Annotated in this window: 27 protein-coding genes and 1 tRNA gene; 22 read left to right on the top strand and 6 right to left on the bottom strand. The window is 38.9% G+C overall.

Annotated features, from left to right (window positions below):
* Positions 1–2 precede the first annotated feature (2 nt).
* From nadE to EHQ16_RS18550, 3 genes are read right to left on the bottom strand one after another with little or no spacing between them, the layout of a single operon-like run.
* On the bottom strand, positions 3–1,946 hold the full coding sequence (nadE, locus tag EHQ16_RS18560) for an NAD(+) synthase (protein WP_135632752.1): 1,944 nt from the start codon (positions 1,944–1,946) through the stop codon (positions 3–5).
* A complete protein-coding gene (locus EHQ16_RS18555; protein WP_135632750.1) occupies positions 1,933–3,210 on the bottom strand; it encodes a 3-deoxy-D-manno-octulosonic acid transferase in 1,278 nt (425 codons plus the stop codon). The genes nadE and EHQ16_RS18555 overlap by 14 nt, the downstream gene beginning before the upstream one ends.
* Positions 3,211–3,960 (bottom strand): flagellar filament outer layer protein FlaA, encoded by a 750-nt coding sequence (locus tag EHQ16_RS18550; protein ID WP_135632749.1) that lies wholly within the window; start codon positions 3,958–3,960, stop codon positions 3,211–3,213. It abuts the gene before it with no gap.
* A 69-nt stretch (positions 3,961–4,029) separates the two neighbouring features.
* Here EHQ16_RS18550 and EHQ16_RS18545 point away from each other — a divergent pair, with 69 nt between their 5' ends.
* From EHQ16_RS18545 to proC, 3 genes are read left to right on the top strand one after another with little or no spacing between them, the layout of a single operon-like run.
* Positions 4,030–4,830, top strand: a complete 801-nt coding sequence (locus tag EHQ16_RS18545; RefSeq protein ID WP_135632747.1) for a hypothetical protein — start codon at positions 4,030–4,032, stop codon at positions 4,828–4,830.
* 2 nt (positions 4,831–4,832) lie between these two features.
* A complete protein-coding gene (locus EHQ16_RS18540; protein WP_135632745.1) occupies positions 4,833–5,531 on the top strand; it encodes a YggS family pyridoxal phosphate-dependent enzyme in 699 nt (232 codons plus the stop codon).
* A complete protein-coding gene (proC, locus tag EHQ16_RS18535; RefSeq protein ID WP_135632743.1) occupies positions 5,512–6,303 on the top strand; it encodes a pyrroline-5-carboxylate reductase in 792 nt (263 codons plus the stop codon). Before EHQ16_RS18540 ends, proC begins: the two co-directional genes overlap by 20 nt.
* Positions 6,304–6,309: 6 nt before the next feature.
* Here proC and EHQ16_RS18530 read toward each other — a convergent pair.
* Positions 6,310–6,382 (bottom strand) — tRNA-Met (locus tag EHQ16_RS18530).
* Between the two features lie 167 nt (positions 6,383–6,549).
* Here EHQ16_RS18530 and EHQ16_RS18525 point away from each other — a divergent pair.
* The 15 genes from EHQ16_RS18525 (at position 6,550) to mpl17 (ending at position 19,585) form a co-directional block, all read left to right on the top strand.
* Positions 6,550–7,611, top strand: coding sequence for a sensor domain-containing diguanylate cyclase (locus tag EHQ16_RS18525; protein ID WP_135632741.1), 1,062 nt, complete (start codon positions 6,550–6,552; stop codon positions 7,609–7,611).
* 22 nt (positions 7,612–7,633) lie between these two features.
* Positions 7,634–7,861, top strand: coding sequence for a hypothetical protein (locus EHQ16_RS18520; RefSeq protein WP_135632739.1), 228 nt, complete (start codon positions 7,634–7,636; stop codon positions 7,859–7,861).
* Positions 7,825–8,709, top strand: coding sequence for a hypothetical protein (locus EHQ16_RS18515; RefSeq protein ID WP_135632737.1), 885 nt, complete (start codon positions 7,825–7,827; stop codon positions 8,707–8,709). The genes EHQ16_RS18520 and EHQ16_RS18515 overlap by 37 nt, the downstream gene beginning before the upstream one ends.
* Before the next feature lies 1 nt (position 8,710).
* On the top strand, positions 8,711–9,853 hold the full coding sequence (mnmA, locus tag EHQ16_RS18510; protein ID WP_135632735.1) for a tRNA 2-thiouridine(34) synthase MnmA: 1,143 nt from the start codon (positions 8,711–8,713) through the stop codon (positions 9,851–9,853).
* Complete coding sequence (locus EHQ16_RS18505) at positions 9,850–12,102, top strand: alpha-hydroxy-acid oxidizing protein (protein ID WP_135632734.1); 2,253 nt, start codon at positions 9,850–9,852, stop codon at positions 12,100–12,102. The genes mnmA and EHQ16_RS18505 overlap by 4 nt, the downstream gene beginning before the upstream one ends.
* Before the next feature lie 2 nt (positions 12,103–12,104).
* The gene (locus EHQ16_RS18500; protein ID WP_135632732.1) at positions 12,105–13,352 is read left to right on the top strand and encodes a PilZ domain-containing protein; all 1,248 of its coding nucleotides are present in this window, start codon (positions 12,105–12,107) and stop codon (positions 13,350–13,352) included.
* A 3-nt stretch (positions 13,353–13,355) separates the two neighbouring features.
* On the top strand, positions 13,356–14,315 hold the full coding sequence (locus EHQ16_RS18495; RefSeq protein ID WP_135632730.1) for an RluA family pseudouridine synthase: 960 nt from the start codon (positions 13,356–13,358) through the stop codon (positions 14,313–14,315).
* A gap of 129 nt (positions 14,316–14,444) precedes the next feature.
* Positions 14,445–15,215 carry a toxin-antitoxin system YwqK family antitoxin gene (locus EHQ16_RS18490; protein WP_135632728.1) on the top strand — a complete coding sequence of 257 codons (771 nt, stop codon included), beginning with the start codon at positions 14,445–14,447 and terminating at the stop codon, positions 15,213–15,215.
* A 77-nt stretch (positions 15,216–15,292) separates the two neighbouring features.
* Positions 15,293–16,027: a hypothetical protein gene (locus tag EHQ16_RS18485; RefSeq protein ID WP_135632726.1), complete on the top strand. Its 735-nt coding sequence runs from the start codon at positions 15,293–15,295 to the stop codon at positions 16,025–16,027.
* Positions 16,024–16,254 (top strand): hypothetical protein, encoded by a 231-nt coding sequence (locus tag EHQ16_RS18480; protein WP_135632724.1) that lies wholly within the window; start codon positions 16,024–16,026, stop codon positions 16,252–16,254. The genes EHQ16_RS18485 and EHQ16_RS18480 overlap by 4 nt, the downstream gene beginning before the upstream one ends.
* A 184-nt stretch (positions 16,255–16,438) precedes the next feature.
* A complete protein-coding gene (locus EHQ16_RS18475) occupies positions 16,439–16,801 on the top strand; it encodes a hypothetical protein (RefSeq protein WP_135632722.1) in 363 nt (120 codons plus the stop codon).
* Between the two features lie 71 nt (positions 16,802–16,872).
* Complete coding sequence (locus EHQ16_RS18470) at positions 16,873–17,388, top strand: hypothetical protein (RefSeq protein ID WP_135632720.1); 516 nt, start codon at positions 16,873–16,875, stop codon at positions 17,386–17,388.
* 62 nt (positions 17,389–17,450) lie between these two features.
* Positions 17,451–17,831, top strand: coding sequence for a hypothetical protein (locus tag EHQ16_RS18465; RefSeq protein ID WP_135632719.1), 381 nt, complete (start codon positions 17,451–17,453; stop codon positions 17,829–17,831).
* 154 nt (positions 17,832–17,985) lie between these two features.
* Entirely contained in the window at positions 17,986–19,143 is a 1,158-nt protein-coding gene (locus EHQ16_RS18460) for a DNA methyltransferase (RefSeq protein WP_135632717.1), read from the top strand.
* 13 nt (positions 19,144–19,156) lie between these two features.
* Positions 19,157–19,585 carry a cell surface protein MPL17 gene (gene mpl17 / locus EHQ16_RS18455; protein WP_135632715.1) on the top strand — a complete coding sequence of 143 codons (429 nt, stop codon included), beginning with the start codon at positions 19,157–19,159 and terminating at the stop codon, positions 19,583–19,585.
* A 16-nt stretch (positions 19,586–19,601) separates the two neighbouring features.
* Here mpl17 and EHQ16_RS18450 read toward each other — a convergent pair whose 3' ends face one another.
* Together EHQ16_RS18450 and EHQ16_RS18445 are read right to left on the bottom strand one after the other, a co-directional pair.
* Positions 19,602–20,030, bottom strand: a complete 429-nt coding sequence (locus tag EHQ16_RS18450; protein ID WP_135632713.1) for a lipoprotein — start codon at positions 20,028–20,030, stop codon at positions 19,602–19,604.
* A complete protein-coding gene (locus tag EHQ16_RS18445; protein ID WP_135632711.1) occupies positions 20,031–20,744 on the bottom strand; it encodes a hypothetical protein in 714 nt (237 codons plus the stop codon).
* Positions 20,745–20,765: 21 nt separating this feature from the next.
* On the opposite strand from EHQ16_RS18445, the gene EHQ16_RS18440 reads away from it, so the two are divergent.
* From EHQ16_RS18440 to EHQ16_RS18425, 4 genes are read left to right on the top strand one after another with little or no spacing between them, the layout of a single operon-like run.
* Positions 20,766–22,316, top strand: a complete 1,551-nt coding sequence (locus tag EHQ16_RS18440) for a M16 family metallopeptidase (RefSeq protein WP_135632710.1) — start codon at positions 20,766–20,768, stop codon at positions 22,314–22,316.
* Complete coding sequence (locus EHQ16_RS18435; protein ID WP_135632708.1) at positions 22,313–23,716, top strand: M16 family metallopeptidase; 1,404 nt, start codon at positions 22,313–22,315, stop codon at positions 23,714–23,716. The genes EHQ16_RS18440 and EHQ16_RS18435 overlap by 4 nt, the downstream gene beginning before the upstream one ends.
* The gene (locus EHQ16_RS18430) at positions 23,716–24,555 is read left to right on the top strand and encodes an MBL fold metallo-hydrolase (RefSeq protein ID WP_135632705.1); all 840 of its coding nucleotides are present in this window, start codon (positions 23,716–23,718) and stop codon (positions 24,553–24,555) included. Before EHQ16_RS18435 ends, EHQ16_RS18430 begins: the two co-directional genes overlap by 1 nt.
* Positions 24,552–25,211, top strand: coding sequence for an O-methyltransferase (locus EHQ16_RS18425; protein ID WP_135632703.1), 660 nt, complete (start codon positions 24,552–24,554; stop codon positions 25,209–25,211). The genes EHQ16_RS18430 and EHQ16_RS18425 overlap by 4 nt, the downstream gene beginning before the upstream one ends.
* The last annotated feature ends 8 nt before the right edge of the window (positions 25,212–25,219 follow it).

Below are 25,219 nucleotides of genomic sequence, written 5' to 3'. Positions count from 1 at the left end.
TTTTAAGTTTCGTTGGATAAAATGGGATAACGGTAACTGGACTTTGGATCCAGGCCGTAATCATCCAGATGGAAGGAGGGAGGAAGCCTCTCTCTTTTCCATTGTGAAATCATAAATAGTTTTTTAAACTTTTTGATATGACCAGAAAGTACATCCGGCTTTTCCCAAGGAAATTCTCGGATGAGCGATTCCAAACATTCATCGTCCCTCACTGCTAAGTACACAAGTTTCCTTTCGATCGATTGTAAGATGGGGTAAGGCATTAAATCCTTTTCATCTTCTTGGTGTTCGGAAAGGGGTTTGAGTTCGGCAGTTGGTTTTGTGTTTCGTAAAATCCGAATGGATTCTTTGGGTGTAATGAAACAGTTATTTCCTTTTTGGATATCATCCAACCAGTCGAGTAAGAATTCTTTGCTAACACCTGCTAGTGGTGCAAGCGATCCAGAAGAATCTCCGTCCATGGTTGTATAACCAACGGCAGCCTCACTTCTGTTTCCTGTTGATAAAAGCAAATGCCCGTTTAGATTAGCGAGTAACCAAACTAAAGGAGAACGAACCCTGGCTTGGATGTTTTGTAATGGTAAGTCATGTTCTTTCCAGTTCAAAGTTTTTCCAAGGACAGATTCAATCAGTTTGACAGAGCTGTCTACTGCCTGATCGATCGGTATGGAATGAAATGGATAACCTAATTCTTCGCTCAATGTTTTTGCAATTTCCTCTGTGAGAGAAGAATTGTTTTCTGTTTTTTGGTAGAGGGTGACAAGAAGATCTTTTTCGTTTATCTGGAGGGATGGAAAAGTAGAATTACCATTTTCTTCTTTGGCGATTTCTTTCATGGAATTCACAAGCAAAGCACAAGTGGCACTGTCAGCTCCTCCGGAAAGGGAAAGGGTATATCCTTTTGTTTTTGATTTTCTTAAATAGTCATAGAGACCAAGAGAAACCGCTTTTGTAAATTCTTCGTAAACACTGAATCTAACGGAACTTGGACTCGTATCCGTTTCATTTTCTTTTCTTTTGTCTAAAACCGAAAATCCAAAAAGGTTTGCCTCTTTTTTCTCAACTAATGGTTCCAATTGGATTTTTGGAATTTCTGTTCTATGAGAATTGGGTTTGGAATCACGAAACGATCTGGCTTTGGCTGCGCGGATCGTATCAGGATCAAAAACATAAGAAGTCACTTGGAAAGGAGTGAAGGATAACCTGGGCCCTTCTTTGACAAGGTTTCCGGTGGAAGCAAAAATTGCTCCTCCTTCAAAGATAATCCGGCCAGATTCATTTCCAACAAGATTGGTAAATACTTGGAGGTTACACTGGTTTCTACTGGATTCGGTAAAAATTTGTCTTCGTATCTTTTGTTTTTCCATCGCAAAGTGAGAGGCACCAGGGGAAAACAAAACATCCGTTCCTTGTAAGGAATAAAAGGAAGCTGGTTTTTGGACGGACCAACTATCTTCACAAATCTCCACTCCAAAGTTCCAATGTTTCGTTTGAAAGATAAAATGTCCAAAGGGAACCTCGTCCCCCGCAAAAGATATGGTTCTATTGATAAATTCAGATTCCGAATGAAACCATCTCCGTTCATAGTGTACGCCTGTGTTTGCTAAATTTAATTTAGGAACCAGGGCTACTACCTTCCCTTCATAAAGCACAGCCATACAGTTGTATAAAAAAGAACCAACAAAAACGGGAAGACCAACAATCAAAATTTGATTTTTGGAAATTGATTTTAGTTCTTTGATAATTTCTTCTGAACGAGTCCAAACATAAGGTTTGTAGAAGGCATCTTCACATCCATATCCCGAGATACAAAGTTCTGGAAAAAGGATACAGTCTGCTTCTTTTGATTCTGGATTTTCGATTGCCTTAGTGATGGATTCATAGTTCCCCAAAAAGTCTAGGGGAGTGGTATTGAGTGTGACAGCGGCAATTTTAATTTTGGGCATTGGAGAAAACTCGGTTATAAATCTTATCCGACGCACCTCTATTTTCTACAACAAAGTTTCGATTCCCATGACCCATCTTTTCTCTGAGTCCTTTGTCCTTAACCAACAGGCTGAATTTTTGGACAAACTCGGCTTCATTTTCTACTTTGAATAGTCCACCTAACTCTTGCATAACGATAGCTTCGGGAGCATTGGAAATTTTGGGCCCGGTAATGACAGGAAGGCCGAGAGCTGCCGGTTCAATGGTATTGTGAACACGATGTAACCAGGCTCCACCCACATAAGCAAAACTTCCGTATTGGTAGGCAAATGCTAGGATTCCCATAAGATCAAAAAGAAGGAATTTGGGTAATGGTTCTCCCGCTTTAAGTTTTGAAAACACTCCAACGGTTCCGTAACTTTCTAAATTAGGAATCCATGTAAACATTCGATTTTCTTCCCATTTATGTGGAAATATCCAATAATACGCATCATCAGAATTTTCTTTTAAATAAGCGGTAAATCGTTCTTCACAAATTCCATAAGTTGACCCCAAGATGATGGGTTTGTTTTGGGTTAAAAAACTTTTTTGTTCAGAAACAAAACGAAGGAAGGCTGGGTTTGGGGATTTGGTTTCTAATTTTCCAAGTACCGATTCAAATCGAGTATCTCCTAACACAATAAAGTCGGTTTTAGGAGAGATGAGATCTGTAAATTCCTTTGCCATCAGTTCATGGCTTGGATAAATTCCCGTAAGGTATTGGAAGGAAGCTTTTGTTAAGGATCGAACAAGAGGATTTTTTCGGGAAGACTGGGAGGACAAACTAGCGCAGGTTAAATAAGTTTTGGTACCATTCTGTTTTGCTTTTTTCAAAAGATTGGGCCACGTGTCCCAGGCCATGATCAATAACACTTGAGGGCGGAAATGAGAAAATATTTTGTCGTAAGCATTGGCAGTATCCAATGGAAGATAAAAATACACATCCGCGAGTGGGTCGGCAAATGTTGATTCTTTTACGGAAGAAGAAAAAACAGATTGGATGATAAAAACATTTTTGTTTTTTTTCCGAATGGTTTCTGTGAGAGCACGGGCCTGATCCAGTTCACCCACACTTGCTGCATGAAGCCAAACTACCAATTTACCTTCAGCAGATTTTGAAAAAATACTTTCTAAGGAAAGTTTTCTTTTTTGTAATTCTTCTCTTATCTTTTTTACAAATAAGGAAAGGAACGTTAAAGTAGAACTGATGAAAAATACAAGAATGTTGTAAAAAAAATATACCATTTAGCGTTTGTTACCCCAGGTATCATTCACTTCTGAACCAGGGTAGATGAAAGTTCTTTTATCTATCACAAAACTCAAATTGTCAAAGTATAAATGAAACTCTCCTTTCTTTTGTGAAGCCAAACTTTTTAATCGAAATGAGGCAAAGGAAATAGGGAAGGACATAGATTGGATGAGTCTTGTATTTTCTTTGGGAAGGTTGATTTTAAATTCCAACCGGCGCCAACCCACAAAGTTCAAAGTCCCCAAATCAAAATACAAATCTTTAGATTTTTTCTGAGAAAGTCCCATGCTGAGATTGATATGGTGACCTTCTGAATACACCCAAAGGATTCCTTGGATGGGCATTCCGAGTGGCATAAGAATTGGTTCTTTCGGCCTCACCTCCCAATGGTCGAGTCTTGGATTTTCTACATAACTTTGGAGGAGGAAACTGGTTTGGTTTTGTAGGTTGGTATACCCTGATTCTTTTAAGATGGTGGTTTCTTGTAAAAATGCATCCGACTTGGGAACTTTCGCTGCGAATTGAGTGACTGCTAAAAACGAATCCACTCGGTAAAAATCCCAAGGTCTTTCTCCTTCAAAGTCTTCTACCAAAAAGAGGAGGTAACTTGTATCAATGGTGAGAGCCGATTTTAAAATTTGCACCCGGCCAGATTCATCGGGATCATGAGGTCTCGGAAGAGACAAAAGATCGGAAATCATGAGTAGGAAACCCAAACAGAATGTAAATTTTTTTGCAAATCTCATGATTTCTCACTTTTCGAAAACCCAAAAACGTGTACTCTATTTCTATCAAAGGAAAGGAATCCGCACGTCATGGGCCGCCGCGACAATTTGAAAATACTCACAACTGCCATTCTAGTGGTTCTACTTCTTTCATCGTTCATTTTTGCATTTATCTATAGAAACGAAATTTACCAAAAACTCCAAACCATCGGAAAAAATAGAGATATCGAGATGGTGGATCGGGAAATCGAAAGAGAAAACCCTGGAATCCCGGCTCCGAAAGAAGAGTTCACAAAAAACGAATCGAAAGACTCTGGCCAAGACAGATCTAAACTCCCAGAACTCCCTAGTTTAGAAGATATGGAACCTGAGACAGAGCGCCCACGTTCTGTTTCTGTGGCAGCCTCGACCAAATCCAAAGAGAAGGTTGATACAAGTTCTCGTTTACAAGAAAAATTAGACCAAGTGGAAGAATCCTTCGCTCCGAAAGACGAAACCAAAAAAACAAAGAAGGCTTCTAAAAAAGAAGAATCAGTTTCTGAGTTAAAAGAATCTACAACGACCACCAAACAACCAAAAGTGGATGTAGAGAATTTTGAAAAGGTCACGAAAAAACAAGAATCCAAAGTTTCGAAACCTTCAAAAACTTATGTAAGTCGTAACAAAAAATCAAATTCGGTATCTTCTAAAAAACAAAGAACTAAATCCAAAGAAACAACCTACTCACAAAATTCTAAAAAGAATAGTTATGAGGAATCTGGATCTTCCAATTTAGAAGTGCGGATGCGGTCAGTAGAACAAAAACTTTCTACTCAAAACGATCGAAACGAAAAACGATTTGTGGAAATCGAACGTCGGATTGAATCCTTAGAAAAAGCGTTAGCTAAGTAATCGTGTCCGATTACGGTTCTTCGTATCTTTCCATCCAAAATTCTTTAAAAGATTTGTTCCCGAACAAATCACCTGTCCTCATTGCCGTTTCCAAAACCAAACCTTATGAAGTGGTGCGAGAAGCATATTTACAAGGGATACGTGAGTTCGGCGAAAATTATATCCCGGAAGCCATCTCTAAATTCACAAAACTAAGAGAAGAGTTTCCAGAAGCTGTCACTTCAGTCAAATTACATCATATTGGCCCTGTGCAATCCGGTACCTTACGAAAGTTATTCGGTGTATTTTCTTATACTCATGGGGTAGGCAGTATCTCTTCCTTAAAGGAACTTCTGAAACGTGCCGAAAAAGAAAAAAAAGAAATTCGGTATTTTGTGCAAACCAACCTTACCGAAGAAAATACCAAACATGGAATGGGTTTAGAAACTTTACGTTCTATGAAAGATACACTTTCCAGTTATCAAAACGAATTTTGTATTTGGGAAGGGTTTATGGGTATGGGGCCTTCGAGTGGCGATTTACGAGAGACGAGGGAAGTGTTTTCCCTTCTGGCGGAACTTCGAAATACATATTACCCAAATAAAAAATTATCAATGGGTATGAGTGGTGATTATGAAATCGCCTGCGAATTAGGATCCGACTATTTAAGAGTGGGTTCAAAGATTTTTGGAGATAGGAACTATGCAGAAAAAACCAATTGAAACAGTCGGGGTTGTAGGCCTTGGAAAGATGGGGGCAGCGATTGCCTCTGCCCTTGTCAAAAAAGGAACCAAGGTATATGGATTTGATCCTAACTTAAAAGAATCTCCTGTATCTAGCGTGAACCTCGTGGGAACCTTAGATTCCATAATTAAAGAAACAGATGTGATCGTGATCGCTGTGAAACCAAATCTTGTGATTCCTGTCCTAAAAGAATTTTCGAAACCAGCTACCTTTGTCTCTATTGCTGCCGGAATTTCCTATTCACAAATTTTGGAAGCGGCTCCCCAAGGTTCGTATTCCGTTCGAGTGATGCCAAATCTTCCTTTGGTTTCTGAACGAGGGGCCATAGCGTACTTTTGTGATGATGCCAGTGTATCAAACGTAGAACGGCTGTTTAGTGGAATGGGAAGTCAGATCCGTGTTTCCAAAGAATCACTGATGGATGCAGTGACTGGTCTTTCTGGTTCCGGTCCGGCTTATGTTTTAACTTTTTTACAAGCAATGGCAGAGGGTGGCTTACAAGAGGGGCTGAGTTACGAGGAATCCTTGTCTTTGGCTATGGAAACCATTGAAGGAACACTCGTGTATTTTCGTAAACTAAGAGAGAATGACCCAAACCTTCATCCCATGGAAATGCGAAACTGGGTGACTTCTCCCGGAGGAACGACCATTCATGGATTGGATGCTTTGGAAAGAGGTGGATTCTCAACCGCCGTAAGAGATGCAATCAAAAGAGCGACGGAGAGAAGTAAGGAATTAGGGAAAGGATAAAAACGGTTGCGCGGACAGGATTCGAACCTGTGGCCTTTGGGTTATGAGCCCAACGAGCTACCAGCTGCTCCACCGCGCGGTATAAGACCATTATTTTAAAGATTGTTAAATTGTCAACGTAATCATTATGAAAACTTTGCTATTTTCTCACCCATATAAATTTATCGGTTTCCGCCAAAATCTTACTTTACAGTAGTCAAAAAGGACGAATGATTCCTATCTTATACAGAATTCTGGCGGTGCGTTTTGTCTTTTAAAGAAAACACTGATATCGTTTTTGAGCATTACGAAAAAAAAATCTACGACCAAAAACAGCTACTGGAAATTTCCCGTGCCCTGAATTCCACGTTAGACTATAAGTATTTAATTGATGCAATTCTTAACATCTGTTTGGCGCAGCTGCAGACTCTCCATGCGGCAATGTACTTAGAGCCAGAAATTGATTTAGGTCTTTTTAAATTAGAACCACAATCCATTAAGGGTTTTGAGTTAAACACAGAAGAACAAAACTACGAAGTTAAAATCGATAGCCCTCTCATCCATTATTTTGAAGAAAAACCCAAAGCCATTACGATGGACCAAATCCTACTGATGGATTCTTTAAAATCCATTCCCGATATCACTTACCTGAGAAAGATGGGAGCGGAGATCTTAGTCCCTCTAAACGCGAAAGGTAAGGTGAATGGACTTCTTGTCCTTGGGGACAAAATGACTTCTGAAGAATTTTCGGAAGATGAAAAAGAATTTATGACAACTCTTGCGAACCTTGCAGGGATTGCTGTGGACAATGCAAGGTTGTATGAACTTGCCACTGTCGATATGATGACGGGTTTAAAAATCCACCATTACTTCCAAACCAAACTCAAAGAAGAAATGGATCGTAGTCGTAAAAAAGGATCCAGACTTTGTTTGTTATTTACCGACGTGGATCATTTCAAAAATTTTAATGATACCTATGGCCACCAAGCAGGGGACGTGGTTCTCATTGAGGTCGCAAAACAGTTGATTAACGCAAGCCAGCGCCACCACATTCCGGCCCGTTACGGTGGGGAAGAATTTTGTCTCGTAATGCCAGGAGCCACAGAAGAGGAGGCGATGGTTAAGGGAGAGGAAATCCGGAAAGCCGTCGAATCGATGGTGGTGAAAAACCCGAATGATGGAACCGACCTCAAAGTTACCTTGTCAGTGGGAGTTTCTAGTTTCCGCACCACAGACAGAAGTAATAAAGATTTGATCGAAAGGGCAGACAAGGCGCTCTACCAGGCCAAACATTCCGGTAGAAACCGCACAATTTGTTATAAAGATTAGGAAATTTGCCGATGGGTAGAGTATGGCAGAGCCGGCATACCTACTCAACGATCTTTCCCCTTCGGTTCCTTCCGATGTATATGAATCCATTCGCAATCGGGCACTTGGACTTTCGTCGTATGATTTTCAACCATACTCTTGTTTTATTGAATACAAAACTAAGGACGTAAATACGGGAATTGAATACCGTGATTGTATCGTAGATTACACAAGATGTCCAAATGTTCGTTGTATCAAAAAGTTAGTGTAGTTCTATTTTCCTTTTTCTGTTTAGGGGCTTGTGTTCCAAGTCCCCTTCGAATCCACCAAACACCTGTTTCATACCAATTCCCCACATCAAAACCTTTACCTCCCCATATTTCGATTGCCGTTGTTGATAAAGGAACCCATCTCCTTTTCACAGGAATTGAATCAGAAGGAAAAACATTTTCCTTTTTTTGGGATACGGGTTCGGAACTTAGTTTTTATGAATCAACATCCACGGAAGAAGAAAAGGAATTCCAACTGAATGGTCTTAAGTTTTCCTTAAAAAACAAAAAAGGAATTTTGCCAGAATCCTTTCCGGGTCTTCTCGGCCTTGATTTCTTCCAAGGAACTTGTATCTTTTGGTTTGGGGAAGAATTGAAACGTTTCCCTGAAGATTCCCCATTTTGTGATCACCCCGATGCCTATCTTTCTACCGATTTAAAAATTCTGAACACGAAGAAAAAAGGAGATTATTACTACGTTCAGTTTGAATATCCCAAAGATTATATTTCCTTTGGGATGGTGGACACTGGATCTTCCCTGACGATGATCCCTCCTGGGTTTAATGACCGAATCTTAGGAGAAAAGAAGGTGTTCTTTCCCGGAAATCGAATCTTACCGGCGAAACTTCAGGAAACAAGTTCCGAATTGTATTTAATAGCCAAATCGGGAATCCGAGAAGAATACAAACAAGTCCAATTCCTTAGCGGAATTTCACTTGAGAATTTCCTTTTGCCAGGGGACAAGGATAAGGAAGAGGTTTGGTCGATCGGATTGAATGTCCTTAGGACTCGTCCTTTGTTTTGGGATTTTTCCCGGAACCGCATCGGGATCGTTCGCACCAAAAACTAAGGTGAAAGAAAAAGAAAAAATCATAGTAGCGATGAGTGGTGGGGTGGATAGCGCAGTGGCCGCAGGACTTCTAATGGAAGCAGGTTACGACGTGATCGGAGTCAACCTACGTACATGGGAATACGAAGCTCCCGCGTGTGATACCACAAAAAAATCCTGCTGTTCTCCCGAGGACATCCGTGATGCACGTGATGTAGGTCTTTCTTTAAACATTCCTTTTTACGTAATCAAAATGGAAAAGGTGTTTGGAGAACGAGTCATCGACCGTTTTATTAATGATTATAAAGATGGAAGGACACCAAACCCTTGTGTAGAATGCAACACCTTTGTAAAGTTTGGTGCTCTTTTTGAACAAGCCAAAATTTTGGGGATAGAAAAAATCGCCACAGGCCACTATGCCCGTGTCATCGAGGTGGATGGGCGTTATGCCATCCGTAATGCCGTTGACATGAAAAAAAATCAAACGTACTATTTGTACGGTTTGTCTCAAGAAAATATTAAAAATACGGTTTTCCCTTTGGGTGATATGGACAAAACCCAAGTGCGTGAAATTGCAAAACGTATGGGTCTTCCTGTAGCCGAAAAACCAGAATCCCAAGAGATTTGTTTTATTCCTGAAAATGACTACCGATCTTTCTTAAAAAAGAAAGGAATGGAATTCACACCTGGATTCCTTAAATTGGCTTCCGGCCAAATCATAGGCAAACACCAAGGAAAAGAAGGATTCACCATCGGCCAAAGAAAAGGCCTTGGGATCGCATGGAAAAATCCACTTTACGTTCTGTCCATTGAAGATGATGGAACGGTTGTGCTTGGGGAAGAAGAAGAAACTGTTTCGGAATCTTTTGTTTTAGAAGAAATTACTTATCAGGCACTCACTCCTATGGAAGTGGGCACGTCCAAAGAAATGAAAGTCCAAATCCGATACAGAAGTGCACCTGTTCATTGTAAGGTGACTTCTCTTGGAAACACTTGGAAAGTAGAATTTTTGGAAGATGTAAAAAGTGTAACCCCGGGCCAATCTGCAACTTTTTATCCAACAAATGGTGATTATTTATTTGCAGGTGGGATCATTCAGAAAGGTTCCATCACAAGAAAGGTAAAAACAAATTTTGTTTTAGAGGCGGAGAGCGTTACCATTTGAAATCGGTCGAAGGCAAAACCATTCTGATCATTGGTGGGGGACTCCTTCAGGTTCCCATCATCCAAACAGCAAAAACCATGCGACTTCATACTGTAGTTGCCGATATGAATCCCGCATCCATTGGGTTTCAAATCGCAGACGAAGCCATTGTCATGTCCACTAAGGACGTGGAAGGAATGGTTAGGGAATCTAAAAAATTTGCACAAAATACTCAGATCCACGGTGTGATCACTGCGGGAACCGATGCGAGTATGACAGTGGCTGCCGTGGCTTCTGCCTTACAACTTCCAGGGATTCGGTTTGTGGATGCGGAAGCGGCATCTAACAAAGTGAAGATGCGCCAAAGGCTAAAAGAGTTTGGAATGCCAATTCCCCGTTTTGCACCTGTTTGGTCTTTGCAAGATGCCAAAGATGCCCTGGATTCATTGACCTTTCCTTTGGTCATGAAACCAGCTGACAATATGGGGGCTCGCGGAGTCATCAAAGTAAATAACAAAGACGACCTTCCCACGGCCTTTCGTCATGCCAAAAGATTTTGTCCTACGGGTGAATTGATTTTGGAAGAATATATGGAAGGGCCTGAACTTTCCGTAGATGCACTTGCTTTCCAAGGCCAAATTCGAATGACAGGGATTGCAGACCGAATCATTGAACGAGAACCATATTTTATAGAAGTAGGACATAACATGCCTTCTGCGATGTCCAAAGAAGTTTTGGATGAAGTGGAACGAGTGATGGCAGGCGGAATGCGGGCATTAGGAATCCATCTTGGTGCAGGCAAAGGGGACATCAAAGTCACAAAAGAGGGAGTGAAAATTGGTGAAATCGCTGCAAGACTTTCTGGTGGTTTTATGTCAGCGTTTACCTATCCTTTGTCTACGGGTGTGAACTTAAACCGTGCAGCCCTTCTTATTTCTCTCGGAGAAACTCCTGACAACTTAGATCCTGTTTTGTCCAGAGTGTCCATTGAAAGGTCGTTACTATCTAAACCTGGGAAACTTGTTTCTATTGGTGGTGTAGAAGAAACAAAAAAGATCGATGGGGTTTCTGAGGTTTTTATCCAATCCAAACCAGGTGATATCATAAAAGAACCGACAAATAACATTGATAAGTCGGGCCACGTCATCATTGTGGCTGATAATTTAAAAGATGCAGATCTAGTTTTTGAAAAAGTAAAAAAATCCATTCGGTTTGAAGTGGATGAACAATTTTCTGTCACAGAGAAGGAAATTAACGATCAGGCACGAATTCGTTTTGGTAAAGATATTTGTTGGGTATGTAAACAATGTGACGGTAGCAATTGTGCCTCAGGAATTCCGGGAATGGGTGGAGTGGGTAGAATGGAAACCTTCCATGACAATAGCGCCGCTCTTTCCGAATATTCGATAGTCCCCGGTTACATTCGAGACCATGTGTTTCCTGAAATCCAAACTCAGTTTTTAGGTTATGATTTAAAAACTCCCATTATGGCAGCCCCAATGACAGGGGTTGGAACCAATATGAACTTTGTGATGACAGATGCGGATTATGCAAATATGGTCGTTCGTTCTTTTGTCCAAAATGGAAGTCTTGCTTGGCTTGGTGACGGAGCTTCTCCTGAAAAATATAAAATTATGTTAGAGGCTTTAAAAAAATCTTCCGGTAAAGGGATTTTGATCTGTAAACCAAGAGAAGATGAATCGATGTTAGTGGATAGATTCCAACAAGCGGAATCGGACGGAGTGTTTGCTCTAGGAATGGACATCGATGCAGTGAATTTCAAAACCATGGTCCAGAAGAATTTATCGAGTATCACAAGACCTTTGGAACGATTGATCAAATTAAAGGAAAAAACAAAGTTACCTTTTGTCTTAAAAGGGATTATGAATCCAGAAGATGCGAAACTCGCATATGAAGGTGGATTTTCCGCCATTGTGGTTTCGAACCATGGAGGCAGGGTTTTGGATGGAATGCCGGGTACAGCTCGTGTTCTCCCTAAAATTGCCGAAGTGGTGAAGGGAAAAATTCCCTTACTTGTGGATGGGGGAATTCGCTCTGGAATGGATGTTTTTAAGATGATTGCTCTAGGTGCTGATGCAGTTCTTCTCGGAAGGCCAGTGGCAATTTCTCTAGTAGGGGGGGAAGATGCTGGAGTTCGTTTTCTTTTGCAAAAATATTCGGAAGAACTAAAACAATCAATGAGTGTTACCGGAGCGAAAACTTTGGTGGACATCAAGCGAACTATGTTGCTTCATAAACTTCACGGTTGAGTATGGATAAGGAAATCAAAGACCTCGAAGGGATTTTAAAAGTGATTACCGCTTTGTTCGGTAAACTGCCTGCATACATTATCAATTCAGAAAAAGAATACCCTGTCAAAATCATTGCTTTAAAAAATAAGGCTCTTATCATCAATACTAATCTAAAGTTTCCGAACAGGGATAGGGTTCTTACCGTTGTCCACAATGGTAGTAAGTTTTTAGCACATTTCATTGTTGCTGGTGGAGATGGAAACGGAATCGAAATCCTCACACCGGCTAAAATTCAAATCACTGCAGCATCCCGGCAAGGTTCTCGTGTGGACACTAGCCAAATCCAAACTGGGATGGTTGTTTCCAATATCATCAATGTCAATGATGTATCAAAGGCGATTGGGTTTGATGATAAAAAAGTGGATGCGATTCTTTTGGCATACCGAACAAAACTAGCCAAAGCCTTTCCCTTATCTTCTATTTTTTTTGCAGGTCGAATGGATAACCGTCTCCGACTCATGCATCATTACGATAAGGATATTTTTATCGTTGATCGTAAGGAGAAATCTACAGCTTCACCTGCTTTTTTTCCTTTTGATGAATATTTAAGAATTTTCGAAAATTCTAAAATTGCAGACAGCTTTACTTCAGAAATTTGTGTTCCTATCAAATACAAAGGGTATGTGCATTTAGGTTACGTTCAGGTTTTGTCCGAAAAACCACTTGATTTTGAAATTTATAAACAAATCCAAACTTTTGCAAATGCAGTCAGTCGAGATATCATTAGTACCGGAGTTTTCCAAGAGTCACGTGATGTTTGCCAGGTGATGGATTTAAGTATGGGTGGTATTAGTTTTATCCATGCTCCTTCACGTTCTTTTTCTAGATCGGTAACTTTGAATGGAACCATCCTCTTTGACTTAAATTTAGAGGCGGGAAAAAAAGTTACCATTCGTGGAATCATAAAAAACATCCGGAACCAAGAAACAAACTTCCGAGTGGGTTGCCAGTTCTATAACCTAACAGAGAAAGATGTAGAAGTTTTAGAAGATTTTTTAAATGTTGGAAAAGAAGAAGAGGGTGGAGACGCAGCTCTTTCAACGGAAAATTCTGAAACAGAAGGTTCTTCGTCTGAAGTTTCCACTGAAGAATCATCAGAAGTTGTAGGTGCCGTAGATGAACCTGGGGATCCATTTGGAGCTGCTTTTGAAGAATCCCTTCCCGCGGAAGAACCGCCAGCAGAAGAAGAACCAAACCAAGAATCTTAATTTATGAGTTCTTACCAATCCTTGATTCGTTACCCATATAAGGGGCGGACGGTCTTTGAATTTCTCACCACTAAATTTCCCTATCACAGTCCGGATGAGTGGACATTTTTACTCGCAGAGAACCGTGTCAAAGTGTCTGGAACTATCGCGACAAGAGACCTTGTCCTTCGGGAGGGAGACAGTGTCACATATGAACCAATTCCTGGGCGGATCCAAGAGCCGGAAGTGGATACAAACTATACCATCCTAAAGGAAACAGAAGATTTCCTCTTTGTCGACAAACCCGGTAATTTGCCAATGCATCCGGCGGGAAGATACCGCACTCGTACTTTACTAAATCTTCTGGAAGAGTTATATCCGAAAATCATTCCTGTCCACCGGTTGGATCGGGAGACATCTGGGGTTGTGGTTTTTGCAAAAACAGAAGAAAGTCGCACTTGGCTCCAAAAGAAATTTGAGTCGAGAGAAGTAAAAAAAGAATATTTGGCTGTGGTGCGTGGAAAGTTCGATCGGGAAGTTTTTCTCGAAGGATATATCGGTAAAGATTTGGATTCCGCCATTCGAAAGAAAATGAAATTTTCGACCGATGAATTTTTAGATAGTAAATCGGTTTCGACAAGTTTTATGCCATTATGTTTCAATGAATCACAAAACATAAGTTTGGTTCTCGTCAGGCCAGTGACTGGTAGGATTCATCAAATTCGTGCGAGTCTTCTATATTTGGGTTATCCGATTCTTGGAGATAAACTATATGGGCCTCGTGAAACAATGTTTTTGGACTTTGTCCAATCTGGGCTCACCCCGGAATTGTTAGCAGAACTTGGGGCAGATCGGCAACTTCTCCATGCACATAGCGTAAGTTATATGGATGAGAGGACTTCTGAACAAATAGTTGTGAAATCAAAACCATTACCGGAAATAGAAGCTCTCTTCCGTATAGATTCTAGTTTTATCTATTCGTAATGTTTTGAAATAACGTCACCTTAAATAGGTTAACGAAAGGATGTTTGTTGAATATTCATCTAACATGGTATAGTCTTTGGAATATTCGCAAACTCTAAGTTATGTTTAATGTGAGTGAGAAATAAAAATATGAAAGTAATAATTGTAATTTATATCGTAATTAGTGTCGCATTGAATGCTCGGCCGAGTAATATTCCAGCTGATGCGAAGTTTGACTCTAAAGATAATTCTTACGAGCTAGTCGAAAAAATCGGGAATCGGGAAAAAATCGTCACTTGGAACCATAGCGGACAACTATCATACATTTTGTGGACGGAAGGAGATTACAATGAATTGACTTCTTTTAGTAATGGCAGGTGGAGTGCGAGAGCGAAATATCGCAGCCAAAACCCATTGATTAGAGAGAATTTACCTCCAGAAATAAGACCAAAGGAAATTCCTAAGGAAGCTACATTTAACTTTGATTTTAGAAAGTGGGAAGTTGGTGAGACTGTTCAGCGGAAAAAAAATGGGATATGGAGACTATTCTGGCCCAGTGGAGAATTTGCGGGAACGGTTGAATACAAAGATGATCAGTATGAAGGGAAACTACAAACTTTTTGGGAAAATGGGAAACCGTATCAATCAGCTAATTATTTAAACGGAAAGAAAGAAGGTGAGTATAAAACTTTTCATGAAAATGGCGCTCTATATGAATTTGGAAAGTATCGGAACGATAAGTTAGTTGGAATCGGAACTAGGTATGACGATAAGGGAAAACTAAAAGAAAAAATTGTAGTGAATCCAGGAAAACCTGTAAAGCGAGAATATTTTAATGAGACAAAAGAGGAAAAATTTGAACGGTTACTTCGAGAGAAGAGGCTTGAAGAATATATAGCTCGAAGAAATTTGAAAAAGTAAATGTCAATTTTTAAAACCAGTTTCAAATTTGAACCATACCAGAGGGTTCACCAGCTCCCCCCTAACCAAACATAAAAATGAAAACTAAGTTAATACTTTTATTCCTTATCTTTTTTTCGAGTCAATCTTGTTCAGAAGAAAGGATCATTCCTGATGAAATGGATATTCATAATCAGGATACCCGACAATTATTCAATGTAGATGTGAGTTTACTGGAACTAATAAAACCTGGTGAAACTACCGAGTTAGAGCTATACCAAATTTTGGGACGAAAAATAATGGAAAGATTTACCTTCTCTCCTATTCTTCCTTATCAGTATCGAAAAAAATATGTCCCTATCGATAGATTTATTAGGTATGAAGGATATAAAGGAACTATCATTAAAACACAGGAATATACTATATCAAAAGCAAACACAGTTCCACTTGTCAAATTTTATCTATATAAGGGAAGCATTCAATTTTACTCCATCATTGATTGGGACAAAGAAAGTGATATCGTTACTGAACTGAGTACGGTAGATGCTATGGAAACAACATTGAAAGAAATTACAAAGAATTCGAATATGTCCATCTGGGGTTACGAGCGCTGTACTTCAAAATATTTCCAAATCAAAATGTTACACTATGACACTAAGCCGAATCGAACGACGAACGCGCACAAAGAAGTTTGCTATTGGGAAGAATCTGATTTTGAAAAGAAATTAGCGAAGAATAAAGAATATCAAGATTTTTTAAACGATCCTCATTATGGGAAAAAACTTTTAGAGATGGGTTACATTCCGCCTGTTGCAAATTGGAAAGGGAAATGAAAGTTATCGGAATATCTTTTATCATTTTTTTATATTATATGATAATTCTTCCTTCTCATCCTCATTTATATAGTTGGTTGCATGCAATTTTAGTGATCATCTTTGGATGGAAAGAAATTCAAAAAGGGATACCCGAATTGTATATCTCGTTACCAAGTTTAGTATATTGGTTATATATATTTTACGCTTTTGTTCGTATGATTATCGGAGATCGTTATCTCCGATAAGAAACGGAAAAATTTAAAAAGTAAATAAATACGGCAGATCAATGACATATATTCCATCAGAGGCAGATTTTGAGAGGGCAAAAAGAAAAAGCAAAGAACGCTATCTAAATATTGAAAATATAGAGGTAGATTGCATGAATTTTTTTGAAGACATTTGCCCAAATACATCTCATAAAGTTTGAAGATGAAAAAAGTAATCAAACTAATGGCAGAGGTTCAATGTTATCCAATATGGATACTTAATGTTGAAGGTTTTTTTGATAGTACGGGAGATCCTTTTAAGGAATATGAACTCAAATTAAGTAACGAGTTAAAAGGAAAACTTGAAAACTGGAGAAAATGGTTTGATAAGGGTTATGATTCAGAATACCCTCCTGATTCCATTGAATTTTCAGAAGAGGAATCGCTAGAATTCGAATCTGAAGGTGTTGAGATATGGATGAAGCTAAAAGAAGAATTAGGTGATGAATTTGAAATTCAGTATGCAAGTGTTCTTAAAGATAAGGTCTATACCGAAATAGGCGATTATTTAAAAGACTTTCCTTAGTGCCAAAGCTATTTTGACCTCAGAAGGCCAATAAAACTTAACAGCTAACGTAATGAATAGAAAGGTTAATTATGCCAACAATTGAATTTGATCAAAAATTTCAAGTTCTCTGCGAACAGATGATCGAGATTGCATTTGAATTTGTAGATTTCAATAAAAAAGAAGTAGATACAATTTATGTATTTGGTTCTTTAGAGGGAAATATTATCGCATACGAACTAATTTATAGAATTAATGGCAAATTAACAGAAGTTCATAAGCTGAATGTTGCTTCGAAAAAGAAATATGACCTTAGCGATGCAAGGGTTATTTCTCTTCTGCGAGAAGGGGGGAAATCTTTGAAAGAAGTAAGGGAACTCTTTTTGCAAGCTAAACGAGAAGTTCCCACATTATTGAAAATGGCCTACTTTCCTAAGACTGGTAAGTTTAATGATGATATTAGTTATGACCTTCATTATACAAATCATAAAGAATGGACCGCTGGAGATATTTTTAATCAATGGGTCGTGGAACTCAAGAAATCAGACAATCAAGAGAATATGCCTAACCAGGACAAAGGTTGGTTCTCGAAACTTTTCCAATCTTAATACTTTTGATCGTGGCAAAGAAATAACAGGGTTCCAACTGATCCGTCAGATACTAACGATATATGAGAAGTGTCGCAGGAATCACGGTCTTTCTATTAATGTTGTTTTGTAACCCAGAACAAACAAAAGGGAATGAAGATGAAATCGATATCAATTACGGAGAGTTAGGTAAAAGAAAGTACATTTGGATTTACGATGAACAAATAGAGAAAATCCAACCTGGGAGAACTACTATCGACGAACTCTATCAGATCTTTGGAAAGGAAATTAGTATTCGGATTACGTTTAAACCAATTCTTCCTAAGTTGTATAGAAAAGGACGATACCGACCCGTTGATCAAATCATTATGTATTTTGATGGAGAAACGGATATAAATCAATCCAATGGAATTACTGAATATAAAACAAAGAAAACAAAAAAAGTGGTTTTGGCCCTATGTTAATTGCGATCGAAAGTATTATGAAACAAAGATTCATTTTGTTCCGAGTCTTCCCCAATCATAAAGACTATGTCCCATAGGTTTCCATAAAAAATCCAATTTAGAATTCGCCTTTCCTCCGATCTTTCTATAAAGAGAGAGGAGGCTTTTGCAAAGGATGGCAGGAGCAGGCAGATTACTAAAGGATTCCGAAAAAATTGTATTTGGTGAGTTTTGGACTGCAAAACAACGCCAAGGACATTCAATTCATCATACCGTAAGTTATAGAGCATCATTTAAACCAGAACTTCCTTCTTTTTTTATGAAGGAATTTCTAAAAAAGAAAAATAGAGTCGTTTATGATCCGTTTGGTGGTAGAGGAACTACCGCCATCCAAGCCAATATTGAAGGGCATGTGGCGGTTCATAATGACATCCATCCATTGTCTATTTTCCTTGCGAGCGCTAGGCAATATGTTCCGAAACTCGAAGACCTAGAGAAGAAGTTAAATTCATTGGATTTGGAAAAGGAAGTAGAAGATGATCCATTCGATGTAAACTTACTTCCTTTTTTTCATCCAAGAACTCTTCGAGAAATCAAAAATCTAAAGACCTATATGGCAATAGACCATTCTGTAGAGATGAAGTTTATTTCACTCATCGCACTCTCTCGTTTACATGGCCATAGCACTGGATTTTTTTCTGTTTATACGTTTCCACAAGTTTCGATTCCTTCCGAAGCACAAGCCAAGAACAATATCAAACGTGGCCAAACTCCTGAATACCGTCCGATCAAACCAAGAATTTTCCAAAAGATGAAACGTGATTTGGCGATGCCAATCCCTCCTTTTTATCATGAATTCTCTAAAAACAATTTGTATTCTTTAAATTCTGCCAATTCAGTTCCCAACGTAGAATCGGAATCGGTAGATTTGATTGTGACTTCTCCACCTTTCCTAGATAAGGTGGACTACGAAGGAGACAATTGGTTGCGCCACTGGTTTTTAGACATTAAGAAGTCTAAGGATAGAAAACTCAGCATCTTTAGTAACTTAAATGATTGGAATACTTTCATTCGTTCTACCCTAAAGGAATCGGCAAGGGTTCTTAAGAAAGGTTCGTATATGGTAATGGAAGTGGGCGAAGTCAAAAAAGGAAATTCCATTCTATATTTGGATGAGGATGTGGTTCGGATGGCAGAGGGGACGGGCCTTGTTTGGAATAAAACCTATGTCCATACTCAAAGTTTCACAAAACTTTCGAATTGTTGGCAGGTTTCGAATAACGAAAAAGGTACAAATTCTAATCGTTGCGTGGTTCTACGAAAAGTTTTATAAGTCTAATCATTGTATGAAACAATTTCGAAATTTTACCTTATTCTCTCTTCTGTTTTTTTTAGGTTTTATCGGTTGCGATGATTCTATTAGTGTATTGAAAGCCGATCCCTTAGAATCCCATCCCATTGAGATTTCCGTCAAACAGAAGGCAACGGGGAAGTATGAGTTGGAACTATTTTTGCCCAAAGACTTTGGGTTCCAAATGGAAGCACCACATCGCATTTTTTTGTCAGGTGCTGATGGTTTAAAAGTTCTAAATGCAGATTTAAAATTGAAAGGGCCAATACACCCCAAAAAACCAGAATACTTTGAGTATGTAAAACCCTTAACCTTCCAAGTGGAAGGTAAGGGGAAGTTGCAACTAGATGCAAAATTGTTTTATTGTAACTTTGTGAAAAACATTTGTATCCCAGCTAAGGTAAACAAATCATTTTCTATCTAACTAAGACTTAAGAGTTTTATTCTAAGTCTTTTGTCACAAGGCGTTTTAAGTTGGGTTTTTGGATTTGGTATAAGAAGAAATACCTTCCTCCAATGGAAACGTTTTTATCTACAATTTTTCCTTCTTTAGAAATCTCACGAAGTTCTTTACGTCCCTTATCTGAAAGATTGGGGATGGTAAATGTTTTTAACAAGTTGAGAGACTTTTGTTCCGCAATGGTTTTTGCTTCTTCTGTTCGTTCTGATTCGGTGGGAAGAACACTCGATACCGCTACTTGAAACAACGACTCAGAAAGGAATCCTTCCTTTGCTTTTGTAAATTCGAGAATCACTTCGTTTTCTGTATCTTTTGTTTGTGGAACTTCTTTGGTTTCTTTGGACTTACAACTCCAAACAAGAGTTAGAATGGCAAAAGAAAGGATCATCCTTGATATTGTTTTGTTCATTTACAGTTTCCTAGGTTCTAAAAGCGGAGTTCTCTCCACACGTTCCATTAATTTAGGTTGGATGTTGCGGAATAGGAAAGCACATTTTGTGCGATCGGTATAATCTTCTTTGTAAAGGATAAGGCCATCAAAGAACCAAGCAAAGTTGTGTGTGTTTTCAATTGTGTTTTCTTTTGGTGCTTGGGGATTGCCCCTAACTTCGCCTAGGTTCCCCTGGTTCTGGGTGGTTGTTTGCGGTTGGGCAGAATTTGTAGTGGATAACGCTTGGTATGGGGCTGTTCCCAGGGCAGCTTCGGAAGGAGTTGTTGTTTGGGTTGTTCCTGCTTGGGTAGCGGTTCCTGTTCCCGCAGTCGCTGTTGGACTTTGAGGGGCATTGGAGCGGAGTCTAGTCTCTCTATCCTTTCCTTCTAGCGACTTTGAATAATCCAGAAATCCATCGCCAAACTGATGCTTTTGCCTTTGGATCTTCATTAGAAAAGGCAAACTCAAAATCTCTCTTTGGACGAAAGCACGACGTTTGCAGTCTTCTCGTCTTGCCACTCCGGAGAGTTCTTTGTAAGTGACTGGAATTTCTACTTTGATTTGGAAGAATTCGCGCGAGATAAATCCTTCGTCTGTTTCATTTTGAAGAGCCCTTTCTACATAATTAGGATCTGCAATGGTAAAGAGGCGGCATGAACAAAAGAGGCTTAAAATTAGAAGTTTACGAACCATTTCCAACTTCAAGACTAGTAGATGATGTCGAAATTACGAATCTTTTTCCTTTGTATCTCACTACAATTTTTACCCCTTTTTTCCCAGGACCAATTTTTTGGGACTTCCGAAACCCAGTTTCGTGAAAAGATAAAAACCATTCATTTGGAAAATGGTCTTACCGTTGTGATGATGAAACGTGGAACTTCACCAACGGTTGCTTTGTACATTAAATTTCTTGTGGGTGCCGTAGATGAAACTCCGGAAGAAGCAGGAACGGCCCACCTTTTGGAACATATGTTATTCAAAGGAACCAAAACAGTTGGAACCATTAACTACGAAAAAGAAGAAAAATACCAAAAACAAATCGAAGTTTGGGGAACCGAACTAGATGATCTCAAACTTAAAATTCGTGATTTGACAACTCGTGGTGAATCCATTCCTAGTTCTTTACAAAATGAAAAAGAAACCTTAGAACGCAGATTAAAAAATCTCATCCAATTACAAGATGAGTTTATCGTAAAAAACGAAGATTCTTATATTTATGAACAAAATGGTGAAGTGGGGTTCAATGCTTATACTTCCCAAGATGTTACCAACTACCAAATCCAACTTCCCAACAACCGAATTGAAGTTTGGGCAAAAATTGAATCCGATCGTTTGAAACATCCAATTTTACGTGAATACTATACGGAAAGAGATGTTGTGATCGAAGAACGTCGGATGCGAACCGACGACAGTGGTGCTGGTGTCCTTCGTGAGAAGTTTTTTTCCATCGCCTTTGAAAGCCATCCTTACAGAAAACCAGTGATTGGTTATTCCACAGGACTTCCTTTTTTAAAGATAGAAGACACAAAAGCATTCTTTCAAAAACATTATACCCCTGACCGGATGGTGATTTCTGTTGTCGGCCAATTTGATTTTGAAGAAACAGAGTCCATCATTCGGAAGTATTTTTCAGATCTAAAACCAGGAAAACCAAGACCTATCCAAAAGTTGGAAGAAAAATCTTTTCCTGGCGAAAAAAGATTCAAAGTCTATCATCCTTCGGGAAGCCAAATGATGATGGGTTTTCTAAAACCACCATACCCGCATAAAGATAATTCTTCTTTTGATGTATTGTCCACTGTCCTCACTTCGGGAACAGGTTCAAGATTGTACAAACGTCTTGTATTGGAAGAGAAACTAGCACTCAGTGTGGGAGCTGCCAACGGTTACCCAGGAGAAAGATACCAAAATTATTTTGTGTTCTTTGTGAAACCGAGAGAGGATGCCAAACCAGAGGTGATTGAAAAAATCATTTGGGAAGAACTGACCAAAATCAAAGAGTCGGGAGTTCCCAAAGAGGAATTGGATAAAGTAAAAAATCAAATGGTTTCGGACTTTATCAAAACTTTAGATGAAAATGCAAGTATCGCCGATCTTTTGAGTTATTATCAATTGTTATATGGCGATTGGACGGGACTTTTCCGCCAGTATTCCTCCATTATGAAAACCTCATCCAGTGATATCCAATCCCTTTTCCCAACTTATCTATCCAAAGACAAAGTTGTGATTGGTGTATTGGAAGACGTAAGGAAAAAATCAGAATGAAACGTATTTATTTAATTTTAATTATTTTTAGTTTTTTTAATCTTTCTGCACGTGAGATGGGAGAGTTTGTTCGTGATATACAGTTTAAACCTTTGGTGTTTGAAGTCCCACAAATCACTTCTGTCAAACATCCATCGGGTGTAGAGATTTTTTCTTTAAAAAATTCTGAATTTCCTATCGTGTATGCAGATCTTTATGTTTATCATGGAAAAAAACATTTAGGCAAACGGTCTGTAGAAGTGTCCAAACTATTAGAAGATAGTTGGGAATTATCTGGATCCAAAACATATCCAAAAGAAAAGTTCTTAGAAACCTTAGAGTTTTATGGCGCTTCTTTTTCAGTTTCGATTGATTACGAAAAAACCGTATTTAGTTTTGTTTATTTAAAATCCACTGAGAAGGATGTACTTCCTGTCATTCAGTCTTTTTTTGATGCTCCGAATTTGGATGAAACTTTGGTAACCACAACCAAAGGAAAGTTAAGCGAAGAGATCAAACGGAGAAACGACAATCCGACGGCTCTTGGGTCAAGGAAAGCAAAAGAGGCATTATTTCGTGGAACCATTGCGGGAACGTCGATGCAAATCCCTTTATTGGAATCATTAAAACTAAACGACCTGGCCGAGTTCCAATCGGAAATTTTAAAAGAACCAAAACGTAGATTTCTTGTGACTGGTGATTATGACTTAAAGTCCTTTGATAGTTTTTTTCCAACCTTTAGTGTTGGGTCAGAAATTCAAAACGGCGAGGTCATCACTCCTTCAGTTCTTTCTGAAAATGTTAGAAAGGAAGGAAAAGACATTCGCCTCGTCGTAAAGGATGTCAATCAAACCTTTATTTCGATGATCGGAGTCCTTCCCGAACACAACCATCCAGATTTTTATGCCATCCAAGTTTTGAATTATATCATCGGGGCAGGCGGATTTAACTCTTATTATATGAGAGAAATTCGAAACAATAGGGGACTTGCTTATTCTGCCGGAAGTAATACGGATTTCCAAGAAAACTATGGAACCATTCAGTTTTTTGCCATGACCAAAACGGAATCAGCCAAAGAAGTTTTGTCACTCATGCGAGAACTCATCCAACCCAAACTCATTGATTCACTGACAGAAGAGGAATTGGTTCGTGCAAAAAATGCCATCATCAACCAGTTCGTGTTCCAATTTGAAGATGATAAAAGAACCCTCGGCAGTGAAGTGCGTAGGCGTGACCACAAGATGCCAGATGGATACTTACAAAACTTTAGAAAAGAAATTGATCGTTTGACCCTTTCTGATTTAAAACGAGTAGGTAAACTTTATTTCCAATCAGACAAATTGCTCGTGACTATTGTTGGACCTAAGGTTTTAGAATCTTCTTTTCAAGGATCTGTGAAGGTAATAAGTCCGGAAGATTGATGTTAACTGCTAGTTTTGAACACAAAGGAATTAAATTTGAAGGTTTGTCCGAAGGAGGAATTCGGACATCCATCATTTGTCCTTCTCTTGACTTTATGTTTGATTTTGGATTTATCAATCCAGATAAAATTCATATTGGAAAGATATTATTATCCCATGCCCATTTAGATCATTCCTGCGGGATTCCCTATTATGTTTCGCAAAGAAGCCTTCGGAAACTCTCTGTTCCCAAAATTTATCTCCCTAAATCTTTGGAACCAAAGATGTCTCAGATTTTAAAATTATATTCTGAAATCGAAGGATTTGATTATGATTGTGATTTGATTGGTTTGGAATTTGGGGAGAGGGTGGAGTTAAAACCTGGATATTTTTTTAAACCTTGGGAAAGTTTCCATAGAGTGCCTTCACAAGGTTATACGGTTTACGAAACCAAACGTAAACTTAAGAAAGAATGGACAAGTCTGAGTTCGGACGAAATTCGAAACAAAAAAGAATTGGGTGAAGATCCGACAGAAGAAATTTCTGTTCCTTTGGTTTCCTTTTCAGGAGATACAAAAATCGAATATGTTTTGGAAAATGAAGATGTTCGCAAAAGTAAAATTTTATTTATGGAATGCACATATTATTGTGAAAAAAGGGATGTAAGCCGAGCTCGCGAATGGGGCCATACCCATTTCGATGAAATCGTTGAACATGCCTCCGCTTTTGAAAATGAAGCCATTGTTCTCATCCATCCTTCCAAACGTTATAGTTATCGTGAGTTAAATGATCTTCTTCGTAAAAAAGTCCCTCCCATTTTAAAAGATAGGGTTTCTCTTTTTTTACCTCCCAAATCATGAAACCAAGACCAAGCATTTACATTCCTGAACTCGAATCCCATATTGATACCGATTTGGTATTCAAACCAAATCCTGTGTTTGCGGAAATGGAAACTTATGCCAAAGAAAAAAACATTCCCATTGTGACTGCGGCAACTGGTGCCGTGATGTCGCATTTGGTTTCTCTCCTTCGTCCAAAACAAATTTTGGAATTGGGAACGGGGCTTGGTTATTCCACTCTTTGGATGGCAGTGGGTTCACCAAATTCAAAATTTGTAACCATCGATCGGCATGAAGAACAAGCGAGTCTTCTGGAAGATTATGCCAAAAAAATGGGTATCTTTGACCAAATTCATGTTAAACGGGTCACTGCCTCTGTGATGGATTATTTAGAGAAGGAAAAGTTAGAGTGGAGCGAGTCCGATCTTTTTTTTGTGGATTGTGACAAAATCACTTACCCTGAAATCTTTCGTATCCTTTGGAAAGAGGCAAATCCAGGATCTTATTTTTTATTTGATAATATGTTGTGGCATGGGCGAGTTCTCGCACCTGATCCGAAAAAACCTTCCGATTTAGCGGTGATGGCACTTTGGAATGAGGTGAAATCCCAAGTTTCAGGTTATACTTTGTATCCTGTTGGTGATGGATTACTCTTTTTTCAAAAGGATAAAAAATAGTAGTCAAA

This window comes from Leptospira kanakyensis (genome assembly GCF_004769235.1).
GTDB lineage: Bacteria > Spirochaetota > Leptospiria > Leptospirales > Leptospiraceae > Leptospira_A > Leptospira_A kanakyensis.
The sequence above is the reverse complement of the archived record's forward strand: the minus strand, read 5'-3'. Positions and strand labels throughout refer to the sequence as shown.

What these genes read in the sequence shown, in the direction of transcription:
- EHQ16_RS18435 (WP_135632708.1), top strand. Translation starts at nt 22,313, where the DNA reads ATGAAACGTATTTATTTAATTTTAATTATTTTTAGTTTTTTTAATCTT.
- EHQ16_RS18520 (WP_135632739.1), top strand. Translation starts at nt 7,634, where the DNA reads ATGGCAGAGCCGGCATACCTACTCAACGATCTTTCCCCTTCGGTTCCT.
- EHQ16_RS18480 (WP_135632724.1), top strand. Translation starts at nt 16,024, where the DNA reads ATGAAAGTTATCGGAATATCTTTTATCATTTTTTTATATTATATGATA.
- proC (WP_135632743.1), top strand. Translation starts at nt 5,512, where the DNA reads ATGCAGAAAAAACCAATTGAAACAGTCGGGGTTGTAGGCCTTGGAAAG.
- EHQ16_RS18500 (WP_135632732.1), top strand. Translation starts at nt 12,105, where the DNA reads ATGGATAAGGAAATCAAAGACCTCGAAGGGATTTTAAAAGTGATTACC.
- EHQ16_RS18450 (WP_135632713.1), bottom strand. Translation starts at nt 20,030, where the DNA reads ATGAACAAAACAATATCAAGGATGATCCTTTCTTTTGCCATTCTAACT.
- EHQ16_RS18515 (WP_135632737.1), top strand. Translation starts at nt 7,825, where the DNA reads ATGTCCAAATGTTCGTTGTATCAAAAAGTTAGTGTAGTTCTATTTTCC.
- EHQ16_RS18550 (WP_135632749.1), bottom strand. Translation starts at nt 3,960, where the DNA reads ATGAGATTTGCAAAAAAATTTACATTCTGTTTGGGTTTCCTACTCATG.
- EHQ16_RS18555 (WP_135632750.1), bottom strand. Translation starts at nt 3,210, where the DNA reads ATGGTATATTTTTTTTACAACATTCTTGTATTTTTCATCAGTTCTACT.
- mpl17 (WP_135632715.1), top strand. Translation starts at nt 19,157, where the DNA reads ATGAAACAATTTCGAAATTTTACCTTATTCTCTCTTCTGTTTTTTTTA.
- nadE (WP_135632752.1), bottom strand. Translation starts at nt 1,946, where the DNA reads ATGCCCAAAATTAAAATTGCCGCTGTCACACTCAATACCACTCCCCTA.
- EHQ16_RS18475 (WP_135632722.1), top strand. Translation starts at nt 16,439, where the DNA reads ATGAAAAAAGTAATCAAACTAATGGCAGAGGTTCAATGTTATCCAATA.
- EHQ16_RS18430 (WP_135632705.1), top strand. Translation starts at nt 23,716, where the DNA reads ATGTTAACTGCTAGTTTTGAACACAAAGGAATTAAATTTGAAGGTTTG.
- EHQ16_RS18440 (WP_135632710.1), top strand. Translation starts at nt 20,766, where the DNA reads ATGATGTCGAAATTACGAATCTTTTTCCTTTGTATCTCACTACAATTT.
- EHQ16_RS18465 (WP_135632719.1), top strand. Translation starts at nt 17,451, where the DNA reads ATGAGAAGTGTCGCAGGAATCACGGTCTTTCTATTAATGTTGTTTTGT.
- EHQ16_RS18445 (WP_135632711.1), bottom strand. Translation starts at nt 20,744, where the DNA reads ATGGTTCGTAAACTTCTAATTTTAAGCCTCTTTTGTTCATGCCGCCTC.
- EHQ16_RS18425 (WP_135632703.1), top strand. Translation starts at nt 24,552, where the DNA reads ATGAAACCAAGACCAAGCATTTACATTCCTGAACTCGAATCCCATATT.
- EHQ16_RS18495 (WP_135632730.1), top strand. Translation starts at nt 13,356, where the DNA reads ATGAGTTCTTACCAATCCTTGATTCGTTACCCATATAAGGGGCGGACG.
- EHQ16_RS18485 (WP_135632726.1), top strand. Translation starts at nt 15,293, where the DNA reads ATGAAAACTAAGTTAATACTTTTATTCCTTATCTTTTTTTCGAGTCAA.
- EHQ16_RS18470 (WP_135632720.1), top strand. Translation starts at nt 16,873, where the DNA reads ATGCCAACAATTGAATTTGATCAAAAATTTCAAGTTCTCTGCGAACAG.
- EHQ16_RS18545 (WP_135632747.1), top strand. Translation starts at nt 4,030, where the DNA reads ATGGGCCGCCGCGACAATTTGAAAATACTCACAACTGCCATTCTAGTG.
- EHQ16_RS18460 (WP_135632717.1), top strand. Translation starts at nt 17,986, where the DNA reads ATGGCAGGAGCAGGCAGATTACTAAAGGATTCCGAAAAAATTGTATTT.
- EHQ16_RS18490 (WP_135632728.1), top strand. Translation starts at nt 14,445, where the DNA reads ATGAAAGTAATAATTGTAATTTATATCGTAATTAGTGTCGCATTGAAT.